The 21,138-nt window shown below is 75.6% G+C and carries 18 protein-coding genes; 16 read left to right on the top strand and 2 right to left on the bottom strand.

Going from position 1 to position 21,138, the window contains the following annotated elements; genetic code table 11:
- The 5 genes from K7G61_RS23250 to K7G61_RS23230 all read left to right on the top strand — a co-directional run bounded on the left by K7G61_RS23250 (position 1) and on the right by K7G61_RS23230 (position 5,429).
- The gene (locus tag K7G61_RS23250; protein WP_225848885.1) at positions 1 to 960 is read left to right on the top strand and encodes a hypothetical protein; all 960 of its coding nucleotides are present in this window, start codon (positions 1 to 3) and stop codon (positions 958 to 960) included.
- Complete coding sequence (locus K7G61_RS23245; protein WP_225848884.1) at positions 957 to 2,084, top strand: alpha-hydroxy acid oxidase; 1,128 nt, start codon at positions 957 to 959, stop codon at positions 2,082 to 2,084. The genes K7G61_RS23250 and K7G61_RS23245 overlap by 4 nt, the downstream gene beginning before the upstream one ends.
- Positions 2,085 to 2,117: 33 nt before the next feature.
- Positions 2,118 to 3,446: a PLP-dependent aminotransferase family protein gene (locus tag K7G61_RS23240; protein ID WP_225848883.1), complete on the top strand. Its 1,329-nt coding sequence runs from the start codon at positions 2,118 to 2,120 to the stop codon at positions 3,444 to 3,446.
- Positions 3,443 to 4,366, top strand: coding sequence for a 4'-phosphopantetheinyl transferase superfamily protein (locus K7G61_RS23235; RefSeq protein WP_225848882.1), 924 nt, complete (start codon positions 3,443 to 3,445; stop codon positions 4,364 to 4,366). Before K7G61_RS23240 ends, K7G61_RS23235 begins: the two co-directional genes overlap by 4 nt.
- A 124-nt stretch (positions 4,367 to 4,490) precedes the next feature.
- Positions 4,491 to 5,429 (top strand): alpha/beta hydrolase, encoded by a 939-nt coding sequence (locus K7G61_RS23230; protein ID WP_225848881.1) that lies wholly within the window; start codon positions 4,491 to 4,493, stop codon positions 5,427 to 5,429.
- Positions 5,430 to 5,465: 36 nt separating this feature from the next.
- Here the strand turns inward: K7G61_RS23230 and K7G61_RS23225 are convergent, their stop codons facing one another.
- Both K7G61_RS23225 and K7G61_RS23220 read right to left on the bottom strand, forming a co-directional pair.
- Entirely contained in the window at positions 5,466 to 6,476 is a 1,011-nt protein-coding gene (locus K7G61_RS23225) for a zinc-dependent alcohol dehydrogenase family protein (protein WP_225848880.1), read from the bottom strand.
- A gap of 200 nt (positions 6,477 to 6,676) precedes the next feature.
- A complete protein-coding gene (locus K7G61_RS23220) occupies positions 6,677 to 7,249 on the bottom strand; it encodes a TetR/AcrR family transcriptional regulator (protein WP_225848879.1) in 573 nt (190 codons plus the stop codon).
- A gap of 679 nt (positions 7,250 to 7,928) precedes the next feature.
- Between K7G61_RS23220 and K7G61_RS23215 the strand changes: the two genes are divergently transcribed.
- From K7G61_RS23215 to K7G61_RS23170, 11 genes are all read left to right on the top strand, one after another.
- Positions 7,929 to 8,120, top strand: coding sequence for an aroma-sacti cluster domain-containing protein (locus K7G61_RS23215; RefSeq protein ID WP_225848878.1), 192 nt, complete (start codon positions 7,929 to 7,931; stop codon positions 8,118 to 8,120).
- A gap of 1 nt (position 8,121) precedes the next feature.
- Positions 8,122 to 9,948, top strand: a complete 1,827-nt coding sequence (locus tag K7G61_RS23210; RefSeq protein WP_225848877.1) for a BTAD domain-containing putative transcriptional regulator — start codon at positions 8,122 to 8,124, stop codon at positions 9,946 to 9,948.
- A 311-nt stretch (positions 9,949 to 10,259) separates the two neighbouring features.
- Positions 10,260 to 10,388, top strand: coding sequence for a hypothetical protein (locus tag K7G61_RS36560; RefSeq protein ID WP_263984730.1), 129 nt, complete (start codon positions 10,260 to 10,262; stop codon positions 10,386 to 10,388).
- A gap of 215 nt (positions 10,389 to 10,603) precedes the next feature.
- The gene (locus K7G61_RS23205; protein ID WP_225848876.1) at positions 10,604 to 11,800 is read left to right on the top strand and encodes a glycosyltransferase; all 1,197 of its coding nucleotides are present in this window, start codon (positions 10,604 to 10,606) and stop codon (positions 11,798 to 11,800) included.
- Complete coding sequence (locus K7G61_RS23200; protein ID WP_225848875.1) at positions 11,775 to 12,761, top strand: hypothetical protein; 987 nt, start codon at positions 11,775 to 11,777, stop codon at positions 12,759 to 12,761. The genes K7G61_RS23205 and K7G61_RS23200 overlap by 26 nt, the downstream gene beginning before the upstream one ends.
- Entirely contained in the window at positions 12,758 to 13,954 is a 1,197-nt protein-coding gene (locus tag K7G61_RS23195) for a radical SAM protein (RefSeq protein ID WP_225848874.1), read from the top strand. The genes K7G61_RS23200 and K7G61_RS23195 overlap by 4 nt, the downstream gene beginning before the upstream one ends.
- Positions 13,955 to 14,920: a hypothetical protein gene (locus tag K7G61_RS23190; protein ID WP_225848873.1), complete on the top strand. Its 966-nt coding sequence runs from the start codon at positions 13,955 to 13,957 to the stop codon at positions 14,918 to 14,920.
- Complete coding sequence (locus K7G61_RS23185) at positions 14,917 to 16,278, top strand: MFS transporter (protein WP_225848872.1); 1,362 nt, start codon at positions 14,917 to 14,919, stop codon at positions 16,276 to 16,278. The genes K7G61_RS23190 and K7G61_RS23185 overlap by 4 nt, the downstream gene beginning before the upstream one ends.
- Positions 16,275 to 19,451, top strand: coding sequence for an AAA family ATPase (locus K7G61_RS23180; protein ID WP_225848871.1), 3,177 nt, complete (start codon positions 16,275 to 16,277; stop codon positions 19,449 to 19,451). Before K7G61_RS23185 ends, K7G61_RS23180 begins: the two co-directional genes overlap by 4 nt.
- Positions 19,444 to 20,427, top strand: a complete 984-nt coding sequence (locus K7G61_RS23175) for a S8 family serine peptidase (protein WP_225848870.1) — start codon at positions 19,444 to 19,446, stop codon at positions 20,425 to 20,427. Before K7G61_RS23180 ends, K7G61_RS23175 begins: the two co-directional genes overlap by 8 nt.
- Positions 20,417 to 21,094 (top strand): GAF domain-containing protein, encoded by a 678-nt coding sequence (locus K7G61_RS23170; protein ID WP_225848869.1) that lies wholly within the window; start codon positions 20,417 to 20,419, stop codon positions 21,092 to 21,094. The genes K7G61_RS23175 and K7G61_RS23170 overlap by 11 nt, the downstream gene beginning before the upstream one ends.
- Positions 21,095 to 21,138 lie beyond the last annotated feature (44 nt).

The raw sequence follows: 21,138 nt of genomic DNA, 5'->3' as shown, positions 1-21,138 counted from the left end.
ATGCGCACCTTCGTGCCGCACCACCCCGGCGGCGACGTGCCCGCCGGCTGGGGACTGCGCCGCGCCGCGCGCCTGGACTTCCCCGAGCCCGCGGCCCTGTCCCGCGACCCGGAGCACGGCGAGCGGCTGCGCGTCTACCTCACCGACCTGCTGCGCCCGTACGGACTGGGACTGGACGACGGCGCGCCGGCGCGCGGCGGCCACTCGTACGCCGACATGGCCGAGGAGCTGATCCGCCTGGCCGTCCCCGCGGGCGAGTCGGTGGACCTGCTCGTCCTGGCGTACCGCGTCCCCGACATCACCCCGGGCCGCGCCACGGCGACCTACCTGAGCCATGTCTGCCCCGGCGTGCCGATGGCGTTCGCCGTCAGCGACCAGGGCAACGCCGCCGCGTTCACGGCGCTGCGGCTGATCCGCGCGTACGCCCGCGACGCCGGAACGCGGCGCGCCCTGCTGCTGGTGGTCGAACAGCCCGCGCTGCCCTACGATCCCGGCGTCCCGGTCGCGGTGCCCGCCGTGGCCTGCGGCGTGGCGCTGCTGTTCGGCGAGCGGCGACCGGGCGAACGGCCGGTCGGGCTCGGCCCGGTGACCACGCGCGCCGGCGCGGGGCCGCGGGTACTCGCCGCCGGAGCCGGCGAGCTGATCGGCGGCGGCCCCGCCCCGGTCACGGTGGTCCTCGCGGCGGCGCCGGCCGCGCGGGTTCCGGCGTTCCCCGGTGTGCGCAGGCTGCGGACCGCCGACGCCGGGCGCCCCTTCACGGGCGTGTGGTGGGAACTGGCCGGCGAGCTGGCCCGGCCGGACAAGGCGCCGCGGCGCCTTGTCCTGGCCGATCACGACGCGCGGCCGCGGCACCTGTGCCTGGCGGTGTTCGACGCGGGCGCGCAGGAAGGTGCCGACGCGGGCGCGGACACGGGGGTCGACGCCGGGGTCGGTACGGCCGCGGGCCGGAGCGCGCGGTGAACGCCCCCGTACCCCCGGCTCCCCCGGCTCCCCCGGCTCCCCCGCTGAGCGTCGAGGACTACCGGCGCTCGGCGCGGGCCCGGCTCGACGACCGGGTCTGGGACTTCGTCGAGGGCGGCGCCGAGAGCGAGCGGACGGTCCGCGCCAACCGGCGCGCGTTCGGCCGGGTGACGCTGCGTCCCAGGGTGCTGGTCGATGTCTCGCACTGCGACACCGGCACCGAGCTCCTCGGGGCCCGGCTGCGCACACCGGTCGCGGTGGCGCCCACCGCCTACCACCGGCTGGCGCATCCCGACGGGGAGGCGGCCACCGCCCGCGGCGCCGGCGCGGCCGGGGCGCTGTACGTGGTGAGCATGTACGCCAGCCGCACGCTGGAGGACATCGCCGCCGAGGCCGCGGGACCGCTGTGGATCCAGCTCTACTGGCTGCGCCGCCGCGAGGTGCTGGCCGCTCTGGTCGACCGGGCGGCGGCGGCCGGCTGCCGCGCTGTCGTGCTGACCGTGGACGCGCCCCGGCTGGGCCGCCGCCACCGGGACGCGCGCAACGCCTTCGCGATCGGTCCCGGGGTCCGCGCCGCCAACCTCGACCCGGCCCTGATGGCCTCGGCCCACCGGCCCGACACCGGGCGCTCGGCCCTCGCGGCGCACGCCGCGCAGGCCGTCGACCCGTCGGTGACCTGGTCCGACCTGGCCTGGCTGCGCGAGCGCAGCGGCCTGCCGCTGGTACTCAAGGGCGTGCTCACCGCGCAGGACGCCGTCCTCGCGGTGCGGCACGGCGCGGACGCGATCGTGGTGTCCAACCACGGCGGCCGGCAACTGGACGGCGCCCCGGCGAGCCTGGACGCGCTGGCCGAAGTGGTGGACGCCGTCGCGGGCGCCTGCCCGGTGCTGGTGGACGGCGGGGTCCGCGGCGGCACCGACGTGTTCGCCGCCCTCGCGCTGGGCGCCCGCGCGGTCCTGCTGGGCCGCCCGGTCCTGTGGGGGCTGGCCGCGGACGGCGCCGAGGGCGTGGCAGGGGTGCTGAGGCTCACGACCGAGGAACTCGAACACACCATGGCGCTCGCGGGGCGGCCCGACCTGGCGTCGATCGACGGGTCGGCGGCGGTCCTCAGGGCGGACGGATGAGGGCGGACGGATGAGGGCGGGAGGACGGGGCGCATGACGACGGTCCGGCTGGCACGCGAGGACCTGCACGTATCGGTGTCCGACCCGGAGTCGGCGTCGATGAACTTCCTCAACGAGATCGCCGCCCGCTTCCCCGACGCCATCGCGCTCGCGGCGGGACGGCCGTACGACGGCTTCCACACCACCGACGACCTCGACAGGTACCTGCGGACCTACCTGGCCCACCTGGAGGGCCTCGGCCTCACCCACGAGCAGCGGCAGCGCCAGTTGCTGCAGTACGGGCGGACCAACGGGTACCTCGGCGACCTGATCGCCCGGATGCTGCTCGTGGACGAGGGCATCGAGGTGCCCGAGCGCGCGGTGATGGTCACCACCGGGTGCCAGGAGGCCATGGTGATCGCGCTGCGCGGCCTGTGCGCCGGGCCGCGGGACGTGGTCCTGGCCGTCGAGCCCTGCTACGTGGGGCTCACCGGGGCGGCCCGGCTGCTGGGCATCGACGTCGTGCCGGTGCCGGAGTCGGCCGACGGGCTCGACCCGGGGACGGTGGCGGCCGTCGCGGACGCGGTACGGGCCGGCGGACGGCGGCCCCGGGCGCTCTACCTGGTGCCCAGCTTCGCCAACCCGTCCGGGACCTCCATGCCGGTGGCCGCCCGCCGCCGCCTGCTCGACGTGGCGGAACGGGCCGGCCTGCTGATCCTGGAGGACGATCCGTACGGGCTGTTCGGGCTGGACGACGAGCGCCGCCCCACGCTGAAGGCCCTGGACACCGGGCAGCGGGTCGTCTACCTCGGCTCGTTCGCCAAGTCCTGCTTCCCCGGCGCGCGGGTGGGCTTCCTCGTCGCGGACCAGACGGTGGTGGGCCCCGGGGGCGGGCGCACGCTCCTCGCGGAGGAGCTGTCGACGGTCAAGAGCCTGCTGACCGTGAACACCTCACCGGTGGCGCAGGCGCTCGTCGGCGGGTTCCTCGTCGAGGCCGGATGCAGCCTGCGGGCCGCCGGCAAGGAGAAGACCGCGTTCTACCGCCACAACATGCGCACCCTGCTGGACGCGCTGGACAGGTGGTTCGGCGCGGACCCGGGGGTCCGCTGGAACACGCCCGCCGGCGGATTCTTCGTCGTGGCCGACGTCCCGCTGACCGCCGACGAGCGGATGCTGGAGACCTCCGCGCGCGACTACGGCGTGCTGTGGACCCCGATGAGCTTCTTCTACGGCGGCGGTACCGGCGACAGGGGCCGCCGCTCGATCCGGCTGTCGTGCAGCGCCCTGGAACCCGCGCTCGTCGAGGAGGGCGTGCGCCGCCTCGCCGCGTTCGTCGCGGACCGGTCCGAGCCCGGACGGCCGGGTCCGGGGGGTCCGCGGTGAGCGGGGCGCCGTGGCCGGACGGGCCGGCGGACTCGGTCCAGGTGTGGCTGGTGCCGGACCAGCGGTCGGAAAGGGTGCTGGCGGAGCTGCTCGCCGTACTCGACGCCGGTGAACGGCTGCGTGCCGACGCGTGCCGGTCGGCCGACGCGCGGCGCAGGTTCGTGGTCGCGCACGGCGCCCTGCGCCACATCGTCGCCGGACACCTCGGGATCCCGGCGGCGCGGATCCGCTGGCGGCGCGGGCCGCACGGCAAGCCGCACCTGGCCGGCCGCTGGAGCGGGACACAGGTCAACCTCTCCCACTCCGGCGAGGTCGCCATGGTCGCGGTCACGGCGTCGCGCCGGGTGGGCGTGGACATCCAGCGCGTACTGCCGCACGTGGACGGCGCCGCGATGGCGCGGCGCTACTTCCCGCCCGAGGAGGCCCTGCTCGTCCGCGCGGCGCTCGACCCGGCGGAACGCGCCGACCGGTTCGCCCGGCTGTGGGCCCGCAAGGAAGCCCTGGTCAAGGCACACGGCTGCCGGCTGACGCAGGGGCTGCGCATCCCGGTGACCGGTCCGGGATGCGCGGTGGCCGAGCCCGCCGGGGCGGTTGCCGGCCCGCCCACGACGGACCGGGGCACGACGGACCGGGGCACGACGGACCGGGGCACGACGGCGCCGGGCGACGGCACGACGGCCCGCGCCCCGGGCACGGCGGCCGGCCCGCTCGCGACGGCCCTCGGGCCCGGCGTCACGGCGGACGGGCGGACGGCGAGTCCCCGTACGGAGGACGCCTGGTCGCGGGACTACCACCTCACCGACGTCGACGCACCGCCCGGTTACCGCGCGGCCGTCGCGCTGGCCGGCCCGGCCGGCTACCGGGTCACGTGGCACCGGTGGACCTGGCCGGGCCCGGCACCCGCCGATCCGGCGCCCTGACTCCCGGCACCGACACCGACACCGACCCGACGCGACCCGACGCGACCCGACCACGACCCGACCCGGCCCGACACGCCCCGGCCCCGACGACCTGCGTCCGCGCCATCGCCAGAAGAGGAACCGCATGCCCCTCGACCCACAGATCCAGGCCCTGCGCGAGCAGCGCGCCCGCGGCGGCGACGCCCCCCTGTACACCCTCTCGGTGGAGGAGGCCCGCGCGGCCGACCTGGCCTCGATCCGGGCATCGGCCGGCAAGCCGCGCCCCCTGTACGAGGTCACCGACGGCCGGCTGCCGGGGCCCGGCGGCGACCTGCCGGTCCGCGTCTACCGGCCCGGCCCCGAGCGGCCGCTTCCCGCGCTGCTGTACCACTTCGGCGGCGGGTGGACCCTGGGCGGCATCGACACCTCCGACGCCTTGTGCCGGACCCTGGCCGAGGAGATCGGCTGCCTCGTCGTCGTCGTCGGGTACCGGCTCGCTCCCGAGCACCCGTTCCCGGCAGCGGTGCACGACTGCTACGCGGCCCTGCGGTGGGTCGCCGGGCACGCCCGGGAACTCGGCGCCGATCCGGCCAGGCTGGCCGTCGGCGGCGACAGCGCGGGAGGCAACCTGGCCGCCGCGGTCACCCTTCTCGCCCGCGCCGACGGCGACATCCGCCTGGCCGGCCAGCTCCTGGTGTACCCGAACACCGACCAGTCGGCGGACGACGCCTCGATGCGGGAGAACGCCGACCCCTTGCTGTTCAACCACCGTTCGGTGGCGTGGTACGCGGGTCACTACCTGGCCGCGCCCGAGGACGCGGCCGATCCGCTGGCCTCACCGCTGCGGGAGCCCGACCTGAGCCGGCTGCCGCCGGCGCTGGTCATCACGGCGGAGTACGACCCGCTGCGCGACCAGGGCGAGGCGTACGCCCGGCGGCTCGCCGAGGCCGGGGTGCCGGTCGAGCTGAGCCGCTACCCGGGGATGGCGCACGGCTTCTTCACCATGGCGGGCGAGGTCGACGCCGCCAGGACCGCCAACCTCCAGGCGGCGGACCACCTGCGGCGGTGCTTCCGGCTGCCGTGACGGGGCCGGGTGCGGGCCGGGCGGCCGGCGGCCCGCTCAGGCGACGTCGATCACGACCTTGCCGCGGGCGGAGCCGCTCTCCACGACCGCGTAGGCGTCGGCGACGTCGCCGACACCCGCGTCGTTCACGTTGCCTGCGAGGGTGAAACGCCTGGCGTCCAGCAGCGGCTTGAGCGCGCCCGCGTCGGCGAGGGCGGCGGCCTCCCGCATGATCTCGCCGTGGTGTTCGCGTCCGCGTCCGGTCAGCAGCGGCAGCAGGGTGAAGACACCGGAGTAGGTCGCGCCGCGGAAGGACAGCGGCGCGAGGCCGTGGGTGCCCCAGCCCAGGGCGCTGACGACGTGTCCGGTGTAGGTGCGCACCGCCTTGAAGGAGTCGTCGAGGACGGAGCCGCCGACGGTGTCGAAGACGACGTCGAAGCCCTCGCCGCCGGTGTGCCGGGCGACGTACTCCTCCACCGGGGTCGTGGTGTAGTCGATCACGGTGGCCCCGAAGCGCTCGACCGTCTCCCGCCGCGCGGGCGACGAGGTGGCGAAGACCTCCGCGCCTCGGGCCAGGGCGATCTGCACGGCCACGTGGCCGATGCCGCCGGCCCCGCCGTGCACGAGGACCTTCTGCCCGGCACCGACCCGCGCCCGGTCCACCAGCCCCTCCCACGCCGTGATGACGACCAGCGGCAGGGCCGCGGCCTCGCGCGCGGTGAGCGAGGCCGGCTTGCGGGCGAGCAGGCGGGCGTCGACGGCCGCGTACTCGGCGAGCGAGCCCTGCACGTCGCCGACACCGCCCGTCATGCCGAAGACCTCGTCGCCGGGCGCGAAGCCGTCGACGCCGGGACCGGTCTCCTCGACGACGCCGGCCAGGTCCAGGCCCGGGACGGCCGGCAGCACGCGCCGGGCGTGGGCGGCCCGGCCGGCCCGGATCTTGGTGTCCAGCGGGTTGACGCCACTGGCCACGACCTTGACCAGCACCTGGCCAGGACCCGCGGTGGGTTTGTCGATCTCGCGAAGGACGAGCGGGGTGCCGAACTCCTCAAGGATCACTGCGCGCATGACACGCCTCTTTCTTTCCGTCGTTCAGGGTTTCTCAGGGTTTCTCAGGCTTGTCAGATTTGTCAGGCTTATCAGGTTTGCCGGGTCTCCCGGGCGGTCGCGGGGGTCGGCAAACGGCCGGAACGAGGCCGCGGGTCGCGGGCGCGGGTCCTGGAGCGCGGGCCCCGGGCCGCGGGCCCTCGTGCGTGCTCCCTTCGCGGTCAGGTGTGAGCGGCGACCATCCGGCGGGCCGCCGACTTCGCCCCTTCCACCACGGCGCGGTCCTGGAGCAGGCGCCCCGAGGCCAGGGCGCCGTCGATCAGGAGCCCGAGGTCGCGGGCCAGCCCGCCGGGGTCCGCGGCGCCGGCCCGCTCGGCCAGTTCGGCCAGCCACGCCTGACGGCGCTCCACGTGCCGCACGGTGAGGGCCCGGGCCCGCGAGTCGAGGTCCGCCTCGACCGCCGCGCTGACGAACGGGCAGCCGAAGAAGCCGTGCCGGTCGAAGGCGTCCGCCAGCGCGTCGAAGAGTCCGACGAGCTGCTCGGCCGGGCCGCTCCCGGCGCGCGCCGCGGCCTCCCGCAGTTGCGCCGTCCAGGAGTCGTCGGTCCGGCTCAGGTAGGCCGCGACCAGGTCCTCCTTGGTGCGGAAGTGCGCGTAGAGCGTCGACTTCGCCACGCCCGACGCGGCGATGACCTGATCCATGCCGACACCGCGCAGACCGTTCGCGTAGAACAGCTCGGCCGCGGCGGCGAGGATCCTCTCCTCGGACCGCGTCCTCCTCACTCGCGTGACCATGCTCCACCTCCTTAATCGAACAGACTAGTCCGTTTGATTAAGGAGGGCAAACACGCTCGGCGGTCGCTCGGCCGAACGAGGCGGGGCGGGACGGGACGCCGCAGAACCGGCCGGGCCGGGCGGGCCGGGCGGGGCCATCGGCGGCGGCACCGCTGGAAGGCGGCGCGCCCGCCGATAACCGGTCACATTTGCCAGGTCGGATTCCGTTTGTGAGGGAGCCGGGGAGCGGCACGGGAGGGGGCCCTGTGACGGGCGGGGCGCCGTTGCTCCCGTCCACGTGCCCCGATGTGCGTCAGGCACGCTCCCGGGCCGGTCCCGCGCAGGCCCGGCCGGGGCTTCGCGCGTGTCCGAAACCGTTGCCGGGCGGACGCCCGGCCCGCCCGCGCGGACACGCCCCCTTGCTGGTGCCGGGCACCGGCGTCAGCATGAGGGCAGCTCGGCTGTGTGGTCCGAGAGACCGTGTGGTCCGAGAGGGAATGCCGTCGCTGCCGGTGGAGCGGGGCCGTCGCTTCCGGGTCCCGAGGCGGACGCCGCCGGCACCGTCAGGGGTTGTTCTCTGCGCGTGCCCGGCCCGCCATCACCGACTGTGCGCGAACGCACGGCGCGAGGACCCCGCGCCGCCGTGGACCCCGTTCACCCCCAGGACGCCGACGTCCGGCACACGACCCAGGAGGCATACATGACCTTTGACGCCCTTGCCGCGCTGCGGCAGGCGGGGAACCCGGTCGATCTGCTGACAGCCGAGCAGCAGGACGTCCTCGCCCAGCTCACCGAGGAGGAGGTCGCGGTCCTCAACTCCGTCAGACTGCGGCTGGACGCCGTCTCGGACGCCGATGTGGAAGGGCACTCCACGGCCATCAAGTTGGCGTGAGATGGGCATCGGTCTCGGTATCCTCGGCCCGCTGCGGGTGCTGGAGGACGGTCGCCCGCTGGACCTCGGATCGCGGAAGCAGCGGATCCTGCTGGCCGCCCTGCTGTGCCACGCGAACGCGCGGGTGTCCTTCGACGCGCTGGTCGAGGCGCTGTGGGACGACGCGCCGCCGCGGACGGCGCGCAAGAACCTCCAGGTGTACGTCTCCGCGCTGCGCCGGCTGGTCAGCGCCGACCCCGGCTGGCGGATCAGCCACCAAAGCGGCGGGTACGTGCTGCACACCGGGGTCGGCGAGCTGGACTCGCTCGCCTTCGAGCGGCTGGCGCGATCCGGCTCGCTCTCCGAGGCCCTGGCGCTGTGGCGCGGCCCGGCGCTCGACGGCTACCGGGACATCCCGCTGATCGACGGCGCCGCCCAGCGCCTGGACCGGCGGTTCCTCGGGGTCTTCGAGGACTGGCTGGAGGCGGAGATCGCGGTCGGCGGCGGACCCGCCGCGATCGAGCGGATCACCGACATCGCCCAGCAGCACCCGTTCCGTGAGCGGTTGCGGATGCTGCAGATGACCGCGCTGTGCCAGGCCGGGCGCCGCTCCGAGGCGCTGGCGGTGTACGACGAGCTGCGCCGGGCGCTGGCCCGGGAACTCGGGCTTCCGCCGAGCCCGGTGCTGGCCCGGTTCTACCGCTCGCTGCTGCACGAGCCGCCGGCCGCCGAGCCGCGGCCCGCGGCTGCCGGCCCGCGGCGCGAGGCGGCACCGAACCTGCTGCCCTGCGACCCGCACGCCTTCACCGGACGGGCGGCGGCCACCAGGCACCTGGCGGACGCGCTGGCCCGGGGCGGCAACCGGCTGGCCGTGGTGACCGGCCCGCTCGGTACGGGCAAGACCGCCCTGGCGGTCCACGTCGCGCACCGGCTCGGCGACCACTTCCCCGACGGCCGATTATTCGTACGGCTGCGGGGAGAGGACGGAAGGCCCCGGCCCCTGGAGGACGTGCTGCGCCAACTGCTCGCCGCGGCCTCGCCCGGCCGGTCGCAGCCGCCGCACGGAGCCGACCCGCGGTGGGCCTGGCAGCTGTGGCTGACCGGCCGGCGGGCACTGGTCGTGGTGGACGACGCACGGCGGGAGTCCGAGGTGCGGCCGCTGCTGCCGGAGGTCGGGGAGAGCGCGGTCGTCGTGACCGCGCGGCCCCGGCTCATCGGTCTGGAGGGCGCCTACCGGCTCTGCCTGCCGTCCTTCACCGAGCAGGAGGCGGTGGAGTTCCTGGCCCGGGTGATCGGCGCCGACCGGGTCGGCTCGGACCGCGAGTCCGCCGGCCGCGTGGTGACGGCCGCCGGCCTGCTGCCCCTGGGGGTACGCCTGGTGGCGGACCGGCTGGCGTTCCTGCGCCACGTGCCCCTGCGCGAGTACGGCGCGCGGGTGGCCGACACCCGGGCGCTGCTGGACGAGTTGTGCGGGGGCGACCCGGCGGTCCGCGCCCGGCTCGCCCACTCGCTGGGCGACCTGCCCGAAGCGGCGCGCCTGGCGGTGCTCCGGCTGGGGATGCTGGCGCAGCCGGTGTTCACCCTCGCCCAGGCCGCCGGCGTCCTGCGCTCCGACCCTGACGCGGTGGTACGGGTGCTGGAGAACCTCCTGGAGGCCGGCCAGCTCACCGTCCCGCACGTGGAGCGGGTCGCGGACACCGTCCGCTACGAGATGCCGGCGCTGTCCTACGCGTACGCCAGGGAAATGGCGTTCGGCGCTCCCGAACACGCGACCGGCCACCCGGCGCACGGCCTCACCGGCCTCGTCGACGCGCCCGTGCCGGACCGCGTACCGGTACCGAACCGCTGACCCCGGAGGGCCGCGCACCCCGGCGGGCCGCGCACCCCGGCGGGCCGCCGACCGCACGGTGCCCGAGCGTCGCGCCCGCCCCGGCCCGTCGTACCGCCATGCCCCGCGGCGCCGGGCCGGCGCCTTCCGCTTCCGCGCCCGGAAGGTCGCACAACGCCCGGAACGCCCCGGGGCGCCGTGGGCGGCGCTCACCCGGGGGCGGCCGGTCGTCATACCGATATCAAACCGGCGGCCAGTCGGCGCCATACCGGGAATTCCCAGTATTTCCCCTGGACCGGCGTAGCAGGCGCCGCCACCCGAAGGAGGACACCATGCCCGAGGACATCAACCCGGAGACCGAGCCCGAGACCTCGGAAGAGGACGTCGAGGTCGTCGCGCACGGCGAGGGCGAAGAAGCGGTCGAGTCCGGCTGTGTCATCAACAACAGCAAGGCACTGTGATCGGGCGCGTCCAGCCATGACCGACCGGGCCGTCCGGCCGCCGGCACATGTCGCCGGGGGACGGACGGCCCGCTCGCCGCGGCCCGTCGGGGGCCGCGGCCGCAACCCGCCAGGAGGGAGCGCCGGGTGACCGCCGCCGAGCCGTCGCACCGCACGGACCCGCCCGGCCCCTCCGACCCCTCCCGCCCCTCCGACCGCCCCGCCCCGGAGGGACCGTGAACATCCTGCTGTGCCCGCTCAGCGACGGCGGCTACCTCTATCCGGCGATCGCGGCGGGGCTCGAACTGCGCGCCCGCGGCCACCGGGTCCACGTGCTCGGCCGGTCCACCGCCGCGCCCGTCGCGGCCGAGGCGGGCCTGCCGTTCGCGGCCGCGGAGGACTTCGGAGGACGGCGGGCCTTCTCCGCCACCTGGTGGGGTGTCACGGGAGCGGCGCAGTACCGGGCGGTGCTGCGCGCCGCCCGTGAGGTACGGGCCGACCTGCTGGTGACCTCCGTGCTCTGCAACGGGGCGCTGCTCGCGGCCGAAACGCTCGACATCCCCGTGGCGGTCATCGGGCTGTCGGTCCACCTGTGGACCTACCGGGCCGGCGGGGCCGGTGAACCGCCCCTCGGCCGGAGCCGGGAGAACCGGACCCACGAGTCCCTGAAGCTGTACGCGGCGGTGCGCGAGCAGGCCGGTCTGGCGGGACGGCCCGCCCGGTGGCCGGACGATCCGCTGCTGGGCGACGCCCTGCTGCTGCGCGGCGACCGGGAACTGGAGTACCCGAGTGCGGTGCTGCCCGCGCGGGCGCACCAGGTCGGGCCGCTGGCGTGGGAGCCCGCGGCCGACCCGGGCGAACTGGCGGCGATAGGTGCGCGCCTGGCCCGCTCCGGAAAGCCCCTCGTCTACGTGCACCTGGGCCGCTTCTTCGGCGGCGGCACGCCCTGGCCGCGGCTGAACGCCACGTTCACCGGCGGCCCGTTCCAGGCCGTGGTCGAGCAGGGGCGGTCGACCGATCCGCGGCCGGATCCCGGCGCCGACATCGTGCTGGTGCGCAAAGCCTGGCTGGGGCCGCTGGTCGACGCGGCCGGTCTGGTGCTGACCAACGGCACGTCCGCGCCGGTACTGGCCGCGCTGCTGCGCGGCCGTCCGCTCGGGGTCTCGCCCAACGGCTCCGAGCAGCCGCTGCTGTCCGGGGCGTGTCTGCGGGCCGAAGTGGCCGTGCGGGTCCCGGCGACGGCGGGGCCGGACCCCGCCGGGCTGCTGCGATCGGCCTGGCAGGACGAGCGGCTGCGGCGGCGCGCCCGCGAACTGGGCCGCCGGCTCGCCGCGGCCGGCGGGGCTGCCCGCGCGGCCGATGTCATCGAGCGGGTGGCCCAGCCGCCGGCAATCTCGAGGGAGGACCATGAGTACTCGATCGGCCGACTCTGACACGGCGCTCGTGGACGGGCTTTCGGCGGGCGCGCTGCGGTGGATCCGCTCGCGTTCGCCCTACCTCGACTCCCCGTCGGGTCACGCGGAGCTGCCGGCGGTGCCGCGGGCCAAGGCGCTGCTGCAACTGGCCCTGCTCCTGCGCTGCTGGGAGAGGACCGGGCACGCGGACCCCGGTCCCGACGAGGTGCGCGCGACCGTCGAACGCGTGTGGCGCAGCCCCCGGTACCCGCGCCGGCTCGGCCTCGATCCGCGCTACGCGCAGCCGTTCCAGCTCATGTACGCGGCGCTGGCCCCCGCCGGGATCACCGGCAGCCCGTACCCGGCGGTCCTCGCCCGGCTCGCGGCCGACGGCTTCCTGACCCCGCGCCGCAAGTCCCCGTACCTGCACCTGGAGACCAGGTACTACGCCGATCTCGCGGGGGTCGCCCACCAACTGCACTCCTACCGCGAGCTGTACGAGGCCAGTGTGCTCGCCCGGCACGACGGCGACGGGCCGGTGGCGGACCTGGACGTGTGCGAGGTGACGCACACCGTCTTCTACCTCAGCGACTTCGGTTTCCGTGATCCCGGCCTCGCGGGCGAGGAGCTGAAGCGGGCCCGCCGGCTCGTGCACCGGCTCACCGACCTGTGCGTGGGCCGCGGCGAATGGGACCTGACCGGCAAGCTCGTGCTCGCGCAGCTCTGCCTGGGCGCCGATCCGCTGCGTACGCCCTCCGGTGCGGCGGGCCTGCGGTTGCTCGCCGGGGCCCAGTCGCCCGGCGGCGCGATCCCCGGACGGTCCGCCGGACGGCGGGCCGCCGCGGCGGAGGACACCGTGGAGTTCTTCCGGGAGGCCTACCAGGCGACGCTGGTGGCGGCGCTGACGGCGGTGATGGTCTCGTACGCGCGGACGGGCGCGGGAACGGACGGCGCGGTGGGCGCCGATGGGCGGCACCTGACGGTACGGGGGGCGCGGTGAACCGGGTGGCGGACGACATCGCCGCGGGCGCGCGGATCCTGCGGGGCGAGCGCAACTGGTGGTTCCTGGGTCCCGGCGGTGGTGTGGCGCGGCTGCGCGCCGGACACGTGAGCGCGGACGGGACGCTGCGGCCGGACGCCGAGCGGCGGCTGCGCGAGCACGGGCTGCTGTCCGCCGCGCCGCCGAGCACGTACTCCCTGACGGTGCTCACCAGCACCCACTGCAACCTGGGGTGCGGTTACTGCTTCCAGAACACCGGGCAGGACGCGGCGGACGGCAGCCGCCCGCCGCGGATCCCCCGGATCCGCCTGACCTCCCGAACCATCACCTCCATCCTCGACTTCACCGACCGGCAGATGGCGGCCGCCGGCCTGGACAAGCTGCGTGTCCTGCTGTTCGGCGGGGAGCCGCTGCTCAACCCCCGCGGCTGCGTCGAACTGCTGGAGCGGGCCGCCGACCACGGCATGACGTCCGCCTGGATGATCTCCAACGCCACGCTGCTCACCCCGGCGCTGGCCGCCCGGCTGGCGGGCCTCGGGCTGGAGTCCGTCCAGGTCACCTTCGACGGAGACCGGCCGGACCACGACCGGATCCGGGTCGTGCGCGCGGACGGCGGCGGCACCTTCGACACCATCGTCGGCAACATCGTGCGGGCCTCGCAGGCGGCCCCGCTGCGGTGGATCCTGCGGGTGAACGTCTCCCAGGAGACGTACCAGGGGGTCGACGCGCTCATCGACCGCCTCGCCGGGGCGCTCGACCCCGGCCGGTGCGCGCTGTACTTCGCGCAGGTCGGGGACGTCGGCGTCGGGTACGGCAACGACCTGCCGCACTCCGGTGACGTGTCGGCCCGCTTCTCCCGGTGGCAGCGCCGGGCGCTCGACCTCGGCTTCACCGTGACCCGGCCGCAGGCCCACCGGCCGTGCGCCACCTGCGGGTACGGCGACGGCCGCTACGGCGCGGTGGTCAGCGCCGACGGGACGCTGTCGAGCTGCTGGGAGACCGCGGGCAAGGACGACTGGCAGGTCGGCACGGTCACCGGCGGGTACCTGCCGGACACGCCGGACCGGCAGCGGCGGTGGATCGGCTGCGAGGACCTGTACCGGCGCGGCGAGGACGCCCGGACGCTCGCGGCGTTCCACGACACCGTCGACGCGGCACTGCTCGACTACCTGGACGAGACGGGGCGCCTGTAGATGGGATCGGACCTGGACCGGTTGTCCACCGGCACGCTCGACTGGCTCGGGCGCCACCTCGACTACTTCGACCCGTACGCGGCCGGCGGCCGGTCGTCCGCGCACGGGAAGGCGAAGGCGGCTCTCGAACTGGCGCTGCTGCGCCATTGCTGGGCCCGGCTGGACGCCGGGGACGATCCGCGTCTGGGCGAGGCGACCGCCCTGGTCCGCGACGTCTGGCGGCACCCGGACTTCACGCGGCTGATCACCGCGGACCCCGAGTACGCCGCCCAGTACGCCCTGGTCTGCGCCGCGCTCGCGCCCGAGGGGACGCAGGACGCCCCGTACCGGGCCGTGCTCGCCGGGCTGACCGGCGACGACCTGTCACCGCACGGCAAGTCGCCGTACCAGCGGCTTGAGACCCGCTACTACGCGGACAAGGCGGGAGTGCCCCACACCATCGAGCCCTACGGGGAGCTCGTCGAGCGGAACGTCCTCGTGACGCTGCCCGCCGCGCTCGCGCGGCGCGCGCGGGAACAGCCCGGCGACGGGCACGGCGGCGACGACGGGAGCGCTGCCCCGGTCAGCATCCCGGAGGCGTACGCCGTCACGCACTCCAGCTTCTACCTCAGCGACTTCGGCAGGACCGCGCCCGGCCTGTCCGACGACGCCCTCGCGGCCGCGGCCGGGCTGGTCCGCCGGATGCTGGAGCACTGCGTACGGCGCCACTGGTGGGATCTGGCCGCCGAACTCGTCATGACGCAGGTCTGCCTGGGGATCGAGCCGCTGCGCACGCCGTGGGGCGCCGCCGCCGTCGCGTGCCTGGCCGGGGCCCAGCTGCCCGACGGGGCGATCCCCGGGCGATCGCCCGCCACCAGCGCGACGGCGGCCGACCCGGCCGGGGTGTTCTTCGCGAAGGCGTACCACACCACCTTGGTGACCGCGCTGATGTCGCTCCTTCTCGTCTCCTCGGCGCGTGCCTCATGACGCGCCGGCTGGTCCTCATCAACCCCGCCTACACGCGGCTGTGGTTCGGGCAGGCCGTCTCGTTCGTCGGGGACGCCGTGTTCAGCACCACCCTGGTGCTGTGGGTGGCCACCGAGCTGGCCAAGGGCAGGCCGTGGGCGCCGCAGGCGGTCAGCGGCGTCGTGCTGTCGACCGGCGCCGCCGTGCTGCTGGTGGGCCCGATAGCGGGGGTCTTCGTCGACCGCTGGGACAAGCGCCGGACCATGCTGCGCACCGAGGTGCTGCGCGGCGGGCTGGTGACGGCGCTGGCCGCGGTCTCCTTCCTCCCGGCCCACGACCTGGCCATCGGGGTGTGGCTCGCCCTGATCTACCTGACGGTGCTGGTGCTCAACGCGGCGAGCCAGTTCTTCTCCCCCGCGCGTTTCTCGGTCATCGCCGAACTCGTCACCGGCGAGGCCGACCGCGCGCGGGCGGCCGGCATCGCCCAGGCGACCGCCCAGACCGCCTGGATCATCGGGCCGCCGCTCGCCGCGCCGCTGCTGTTCGCCGTCGGCCTGCAGTGGGCGCTGCTGTTCAACGCCTTCTCCTACCTGGTGTCGTACCTCGCGATCCGCTCGGTGGACGTGCGCACGCCGGCTCCGCCCGTCCACGAGGACCGGCCCGGCGCCCGGCGGCCCGGCCTGGTGCACGACTTCGTAGAGGGGCTGCGCTTCTTCCGCGGCAACCGGTTCCTGGTCGCGCTGCTGCTGCTCGCCGTGATCGGCCAGCTCGGCATGGGCGCCCTGAGCACCCTGAACGTCTTCTTCGCCACCAGGAACCTGCACGCGTCCGCCCACTTGTACGGGTACCTGGGCATGGCGATGGGCATCGGCGGCATCGCGGGAGCGCTGGCGGCGGGCCGGGTGGTGCAGTGGATCGGCGCCCGCCGGACCACCTGGATCGGCCTGCTGGTGAGCGGCGGCCTGCTGGTCCTGTACTCCCGTCAGGGCGACTTCCCGGTCGCCCTGGCGCTGCTGTTCGTCTTCGCCGTCCCGCTCACCATGCTCAACACCGCGATGTCGCCGCTGCTGCTCGCCGCGACCCCCAGCCAGTTCCGGGGCCGGGTGGTCGCCGTGTTCTACCCGGTCACCGAGCTGGCGTCGATGCTCGCCGCGGTGGCCTCCGGCTGGCTCGCCGGCAGCGGCCTGCGCGACCTCACGGGCTCGGTGGCCGGGGTGCGGTTCGGTCCGATCGACACGATCTTCACGGCGTCCGGGCTCGTCGTCGTACTCGCCGGCGTCTACGCGCGCCTCGCCCTCCCCGACCCCGACGCCGAGCCGCCGGCCGCCGCCGCGCCCGGCCCGGCGCCGGCCGAACCCACCCTGGAGGGCACCCAGTGAGCTGTTCCGCGTGCGGCCGGCGGACCGCGGCGTCGGACCGGTTCTGCGCCGGCTGCGGCGCCCCGCTGTCCGCCGGCGCCGCGCCGCGCGAGACCCGCAAGAAGGTGTCCATGCTGTTCCTGGACATCGTCGGGTCGACCGCGCTGGCCGAACGCCTCGACCCGGAACCGCTGCGGCAGGTGATGGACCGCTACTTCGCGAGCTGCGGGGCCCGTATCGCCGAGCACGGCGGGGCGGTGGAGAAGTTCATCGGCGACGCCATCCTCGCCGCCTTCGGCGCCACCGTGGCCCACGAGGACGACGCGGTGCGCGCCGTGCGCGCCGCCACCGGGGCACTCGCGGCCCTTGCCGAACTGACCGCGGAACTCAGCGCGGAGTACCAGGTCAGGCTGGAGGCGCGGGCCGGCATCTGCACCGGTGACGTCGTGGTGATCACCGGTCCGGGGGACGACTTCCGGGTGATCGGCGACTCCGTCAACACCGCCAGCAGGCTGCAGACGGCCGCCGGGCCGGGCGAGGTGCTGCTGTGCGCCGACACCGCGGCGATGGTGCGCTGGCGGGTCGGCGTCGAACCCGTCGCGCCGCTGCGGCTGAGGGGCAAGGCGCGGCCGGTGGCGGCCTGGCGGGTCACCGCCCCCGAACCGGCCGCCGACACCCCGGAGCCGACCCCCTTCATCGGCCGCGGCGACGAACTGGAGGAACTGCGGCGCAGCCTGCGCAGGACCCGGCAGCGGCGGCAGGTCTGCCTGGCCACGGTGCTCGGCGTGCCGGGGATCGGCAAGTCGCGTCTGGTGCGGGAGTTCCTGTCCGCGCTGCCGGACGAGGAGGTGACCGTACTGAGCGGGCGCTGCTCCGCCTACGGCCGGGGGATCACCTACCGGCCGCTGGCGGAGATGCTCGGCTCGCTCCCGGGGGGCCGGCCGGCCCTGTCCCGGCTCCTGGCGGAGGACGCCGGGCCGGACGGCGGGACCGGCCCGGCCCACGGCCTGGCCGCGCGCACCCTCGGCACCGTCGTGGACCGCGACGGCGACGCCGCCCAGGTCGGTGTCGAGGACATCGCCTGGGCCACGCGGTACCTCCTGGAGGTCCTGGGACGCTCCCGGGCCGTGGTCATGGTCTGGGAGGACCTGCACTGGTCGGAGCAGACGCTGCTGGACCTCATCGACGACATCGCGACCTGGCTGCACGACGTTCCCGTCCTGCTGCTGTGCGTCGCCCGCCCCGAACTGCTGGACGCGCGCGCCGCCTGGGGCGGCGGGAAACCCTGCGCGATGACGCTGGAGCTGGGCCCGATGACCGCCGAGCAGACCGCGGAGCTGGTCGCCCAGCTGGCGCTGCGGGGCGACGTGTACCCGCAAGGTCAGGACCACGCGGACCAGCAGGACCGGCAGGAGGTCAGCGGCTGGGTGGCCACGCTGTGCGACGGGAACCCGCTGTTCGCCGAGCAACTCATGGACGTCGTCGCCGAGTCCGCCCCCGGCGCCCAGATCCCGCCCACCATCCAGGCCATGCTGGGCGCCCGCCTCGACCAGTTGCCCGGGACCGAACGCACCTTGCTGGAACTGGCCGCCGTGATCGGCCGGGAGTTCACCCGGGACCTGCTGCGGGTGATGGCCGAGGCGGACGGCATCGGCCGCGCCGCGGCCGACGAGGCGACGGCCCGGCTGGCCCGGCGGCGCGTCTTCGAACGCGACCCGGCCGGCACGTACCGCTTCGCGCAGGCCCTGCTGCGCGACACCGCCTACGAGTTCACCCCGAAGGCGCGCCGCGAGCGGTGGCACGACTTCCTGGCCGCGTGGTTCGTCCGGGAGCAGCCGCGGGACGGGATGTCCGTGGCGTACCACGTCGAGGCCGCCTTCCGCCTGCGCCGCGAGCTGCGGCCGGGTGACCCGCGGCTCCCGGCGCTGGCCGGCACCGCGGCCGACACCCTGATCGCCGAGGGGATGGGCGCGCTGGCCCGCAAGGACCTGCCTGCGGCCGTCCAGTTACTGGAGCGCGGACGCGAATTGCTGCCCGGCGGCGACGCCCGCCACACCGCTCTGGCGCTGCACCTGTGCGACGCCGGGCTGTGGCTCCAGGACGGCGACCGGTGCCGCGCCGCGCTCGCCGCGGCGGAGGCCGCGCTGCCCGGTGACGTCCGCAACGCGGCCACGTGCGCGGTCCAGCGCGGGATCGTCTCGCTGCGGCTCGGCCTGGCCTCCCCCGACGCCGTGGCCGCGGACGCGGCGGCGCTGACCGAGCGGCTGGAGCGCGACCCCGGCGACGACCTGAGCTGGTGCCGGCTGCACCAGCTGCGGGCCCATCTGGAGCTGGCCCAGGAGCGGGCGGCGGTCGCGGAGTCCTCGCTGCGGCTCGCGCTGTCCAGGGCCGGGGCGATGTCCGACTCCTACGAGGAGGACCGGCTGCTGTGCGCCATCAGCGAACTGGCGCAGTGGGGGCCGACGCGCGTGGCCGACGGGCTGGAGCTGTGCGCCATGCTCGGCCACCGGTTCGCCGCCGACCGGGTCCTGCTCATCCCGGTGCTGGTGGCCCGGGCGCACCTGGAGGCCCTCGGCGGGGACGTCGAGGGCGCGCGGCGCACCCTGTCGGGCGCGCTGACGTACTCCCGCGACATGCACGCCGACCTGGCCGACGCGGTGGTGCTGGACGCCTCCGGGTTCGTGGAGTCGCTGGCCGGCGCCCACGACGCGGCCGAGACGCGGTACCGGCAGAGCCTGGGCGTGCTGCGCACCGCGGCGCACGCCCCGGACACCCGCAGCACGGAAGTCGCCATCGCCAGGGAGCTGTTCCTGCAGGGCCGGGTGGCGGCCGCCGCCGCCGAACTGGACCGGATCGGCCGGGACGACGGGACGACGGGCCCGCGGGCGCGGCTGGGAGCGGCGGCGCTGCGCGGCCGTATCGCGTCCGCGCGCGGGCACCACGACGAGGCGGTCGCGGCGGCCACGGCGGCGCGCGCGCTGTGCGACTCCTCCGACGACCTGTGCCTGACCGGCGAGGCGGTCTTCGACCTGGCGATCGTGCTCAGGGCGGCCGGGATGACGCGGCGGGCCGCCACCGAGGGGAGCGAGGCGCTGCGCAGGTTCGAGGCCAAGGGCGCCGCGCTGCCGGCCGAACGGGTCCGCTCCTGGCTCGCGGCGGGCGGGCGGACGCGGGCCGGTGGCGCCGGTGACTGACGCCCCGCCCTGGCGCAGGCCGCCGCGCGACCACTTCCCGGGGGTGCCCGCGTGGAGCATGCCGGTGTCCGCGATGCCGCGCGAGCCCTTCGGTGTCAGCGGGACCGGCCCGGTCACGCCCGAGTGGGCCTGGGGCGGCGCGGACGGTTCCGGCGTGCGCGTCTGCCTGCTCGACAGCGGTGTGGAGGCCGGGCATCCGCTGGTGGGCGACGTCGACCGCGCCATGGACGTGACCAAGGGCGAGGACGGCGAGTTCGCCGTCACCCCCATGGAGCCGGGTGACACGGCGGGCCACGGCACGGCCTGCGCGAGCGTGATCCACTCGGTCGCCCCGGGTGTGTCGCTGACCTCGGTCCGCGTGCTGTCCGGCGGCAAGTACGGCAGCGGCGGCGCCCTGCTGGCCGGACTGGCCTGGGCGATCGAGGAGGGCTACGACGTCGTCAACATGAGCCTGTCGACGACGAAGGCGGCGTTCCGGGAGGGCCTGCGGGACCTCGCCGACGCCGCGTACTTCCGGCGCTGCGTCATCGTCGCCTCCGCCCACAACATGCCGGTGCGCAGCTACCCGTGGCCGTTCGCCTCCGTCATCTCGGTGGCCAGCCACGACAGTCCCGACCCGATGACCTATTACTACAACCCGTCGCCGCCGGTGGAGTTCTACGCGCGCGGTGTGCGGGTGCCGGTGGCCGGGCCGGGCGGCCGCACGCTGCTCAGCACCGGCAACAGCTTCGCCACCCCGCACATCTCCGGCATCTGCGCGCTCATCCTGAGCAAGCACCGCTGGCTCACGCCGTTCCAGCTCAAGTCCGTGCTGTACCTGACCGCGCGGAACGTGGCCGCGGGCGGGGTGCCCGACGTGCCGCCGGTGGACGGGGCGCCACCGGGGGACGGGGCGCCGCCCGGGCCCGGCGTACCGCCCGTGTCCGGCCTGCCACCCGTATCCGACGTACCCGATGGAGGTGTTCGTGCCGACTGACGCGGCGCACAGTGCCGACAACCCCAGCAGCAGACTGCTGCAGTCGATCGTCGAGGTCGCGCGCAGCGTCTTCGGCGCGGCCGCCACGTCCGTGCTCCTGGTGGACCGGGCGAACGGCGACCTGGTCTTCGAGGCGGTCGCGGGCGAGGGCGAACAGCACCTCGTGGGAACGCGCTTCCCCGCCGGGACCGGGATCGCCGGCTGGGCGATGGCGTCCGGCCAGCCGCTGGTGATCGACGACGTGGCCGGAAGTCCCCGGTTCGCGCGGGACGCGGCCGAGTCCACCGGCTACGTACCGCGCAGCATCATGGCCGCCCCGCTCATCTGCGACGGCGACTGCGTCGGCGTGCTGGAGGTGCTGGACCGCGACAGCCGGCCGCGGTCCGACCTCGGCGACATGGCCTCGCTCGGGTTGCTGGCCACCGAGATGGCGGCGGTGCTGGAACTCATCGTCCAGCTCCGCTCGCGGGAGGCCGCCGCCGGGGACGGCACCGGCGCCGGGGGCGGCGCCGGTCGCCCGGGCGCGCCGGACCGTTCCCCGCGGGTCGACCCGTCCCTGCTGGGACGCGTGGCCGAACGCCTGCCCACGGCCTCCGCGCAGGTCGGCGCGACGGTGACCAAGCTCCTGGTGATGGCCGACGAGCTACTGGCCGCCGGCGACGGCTGACGGCGGCGGGTACGGGTGACGGGTGACGGATGACGGCGATGGCT

Origin of the sequence: Streptomyces sp. HPF1205, from assembly GCF_020400825.1 — a bacterium.
Classification (GTDB): domain Bacteria; phylum Actinomycetota; class Actinomycetes; order Streptomycetales; family Streptomycetaceae; genus Actinacidiphila.
This window is presented reverse-complemented; position numbering and strand designations above follow the sequence as displayed.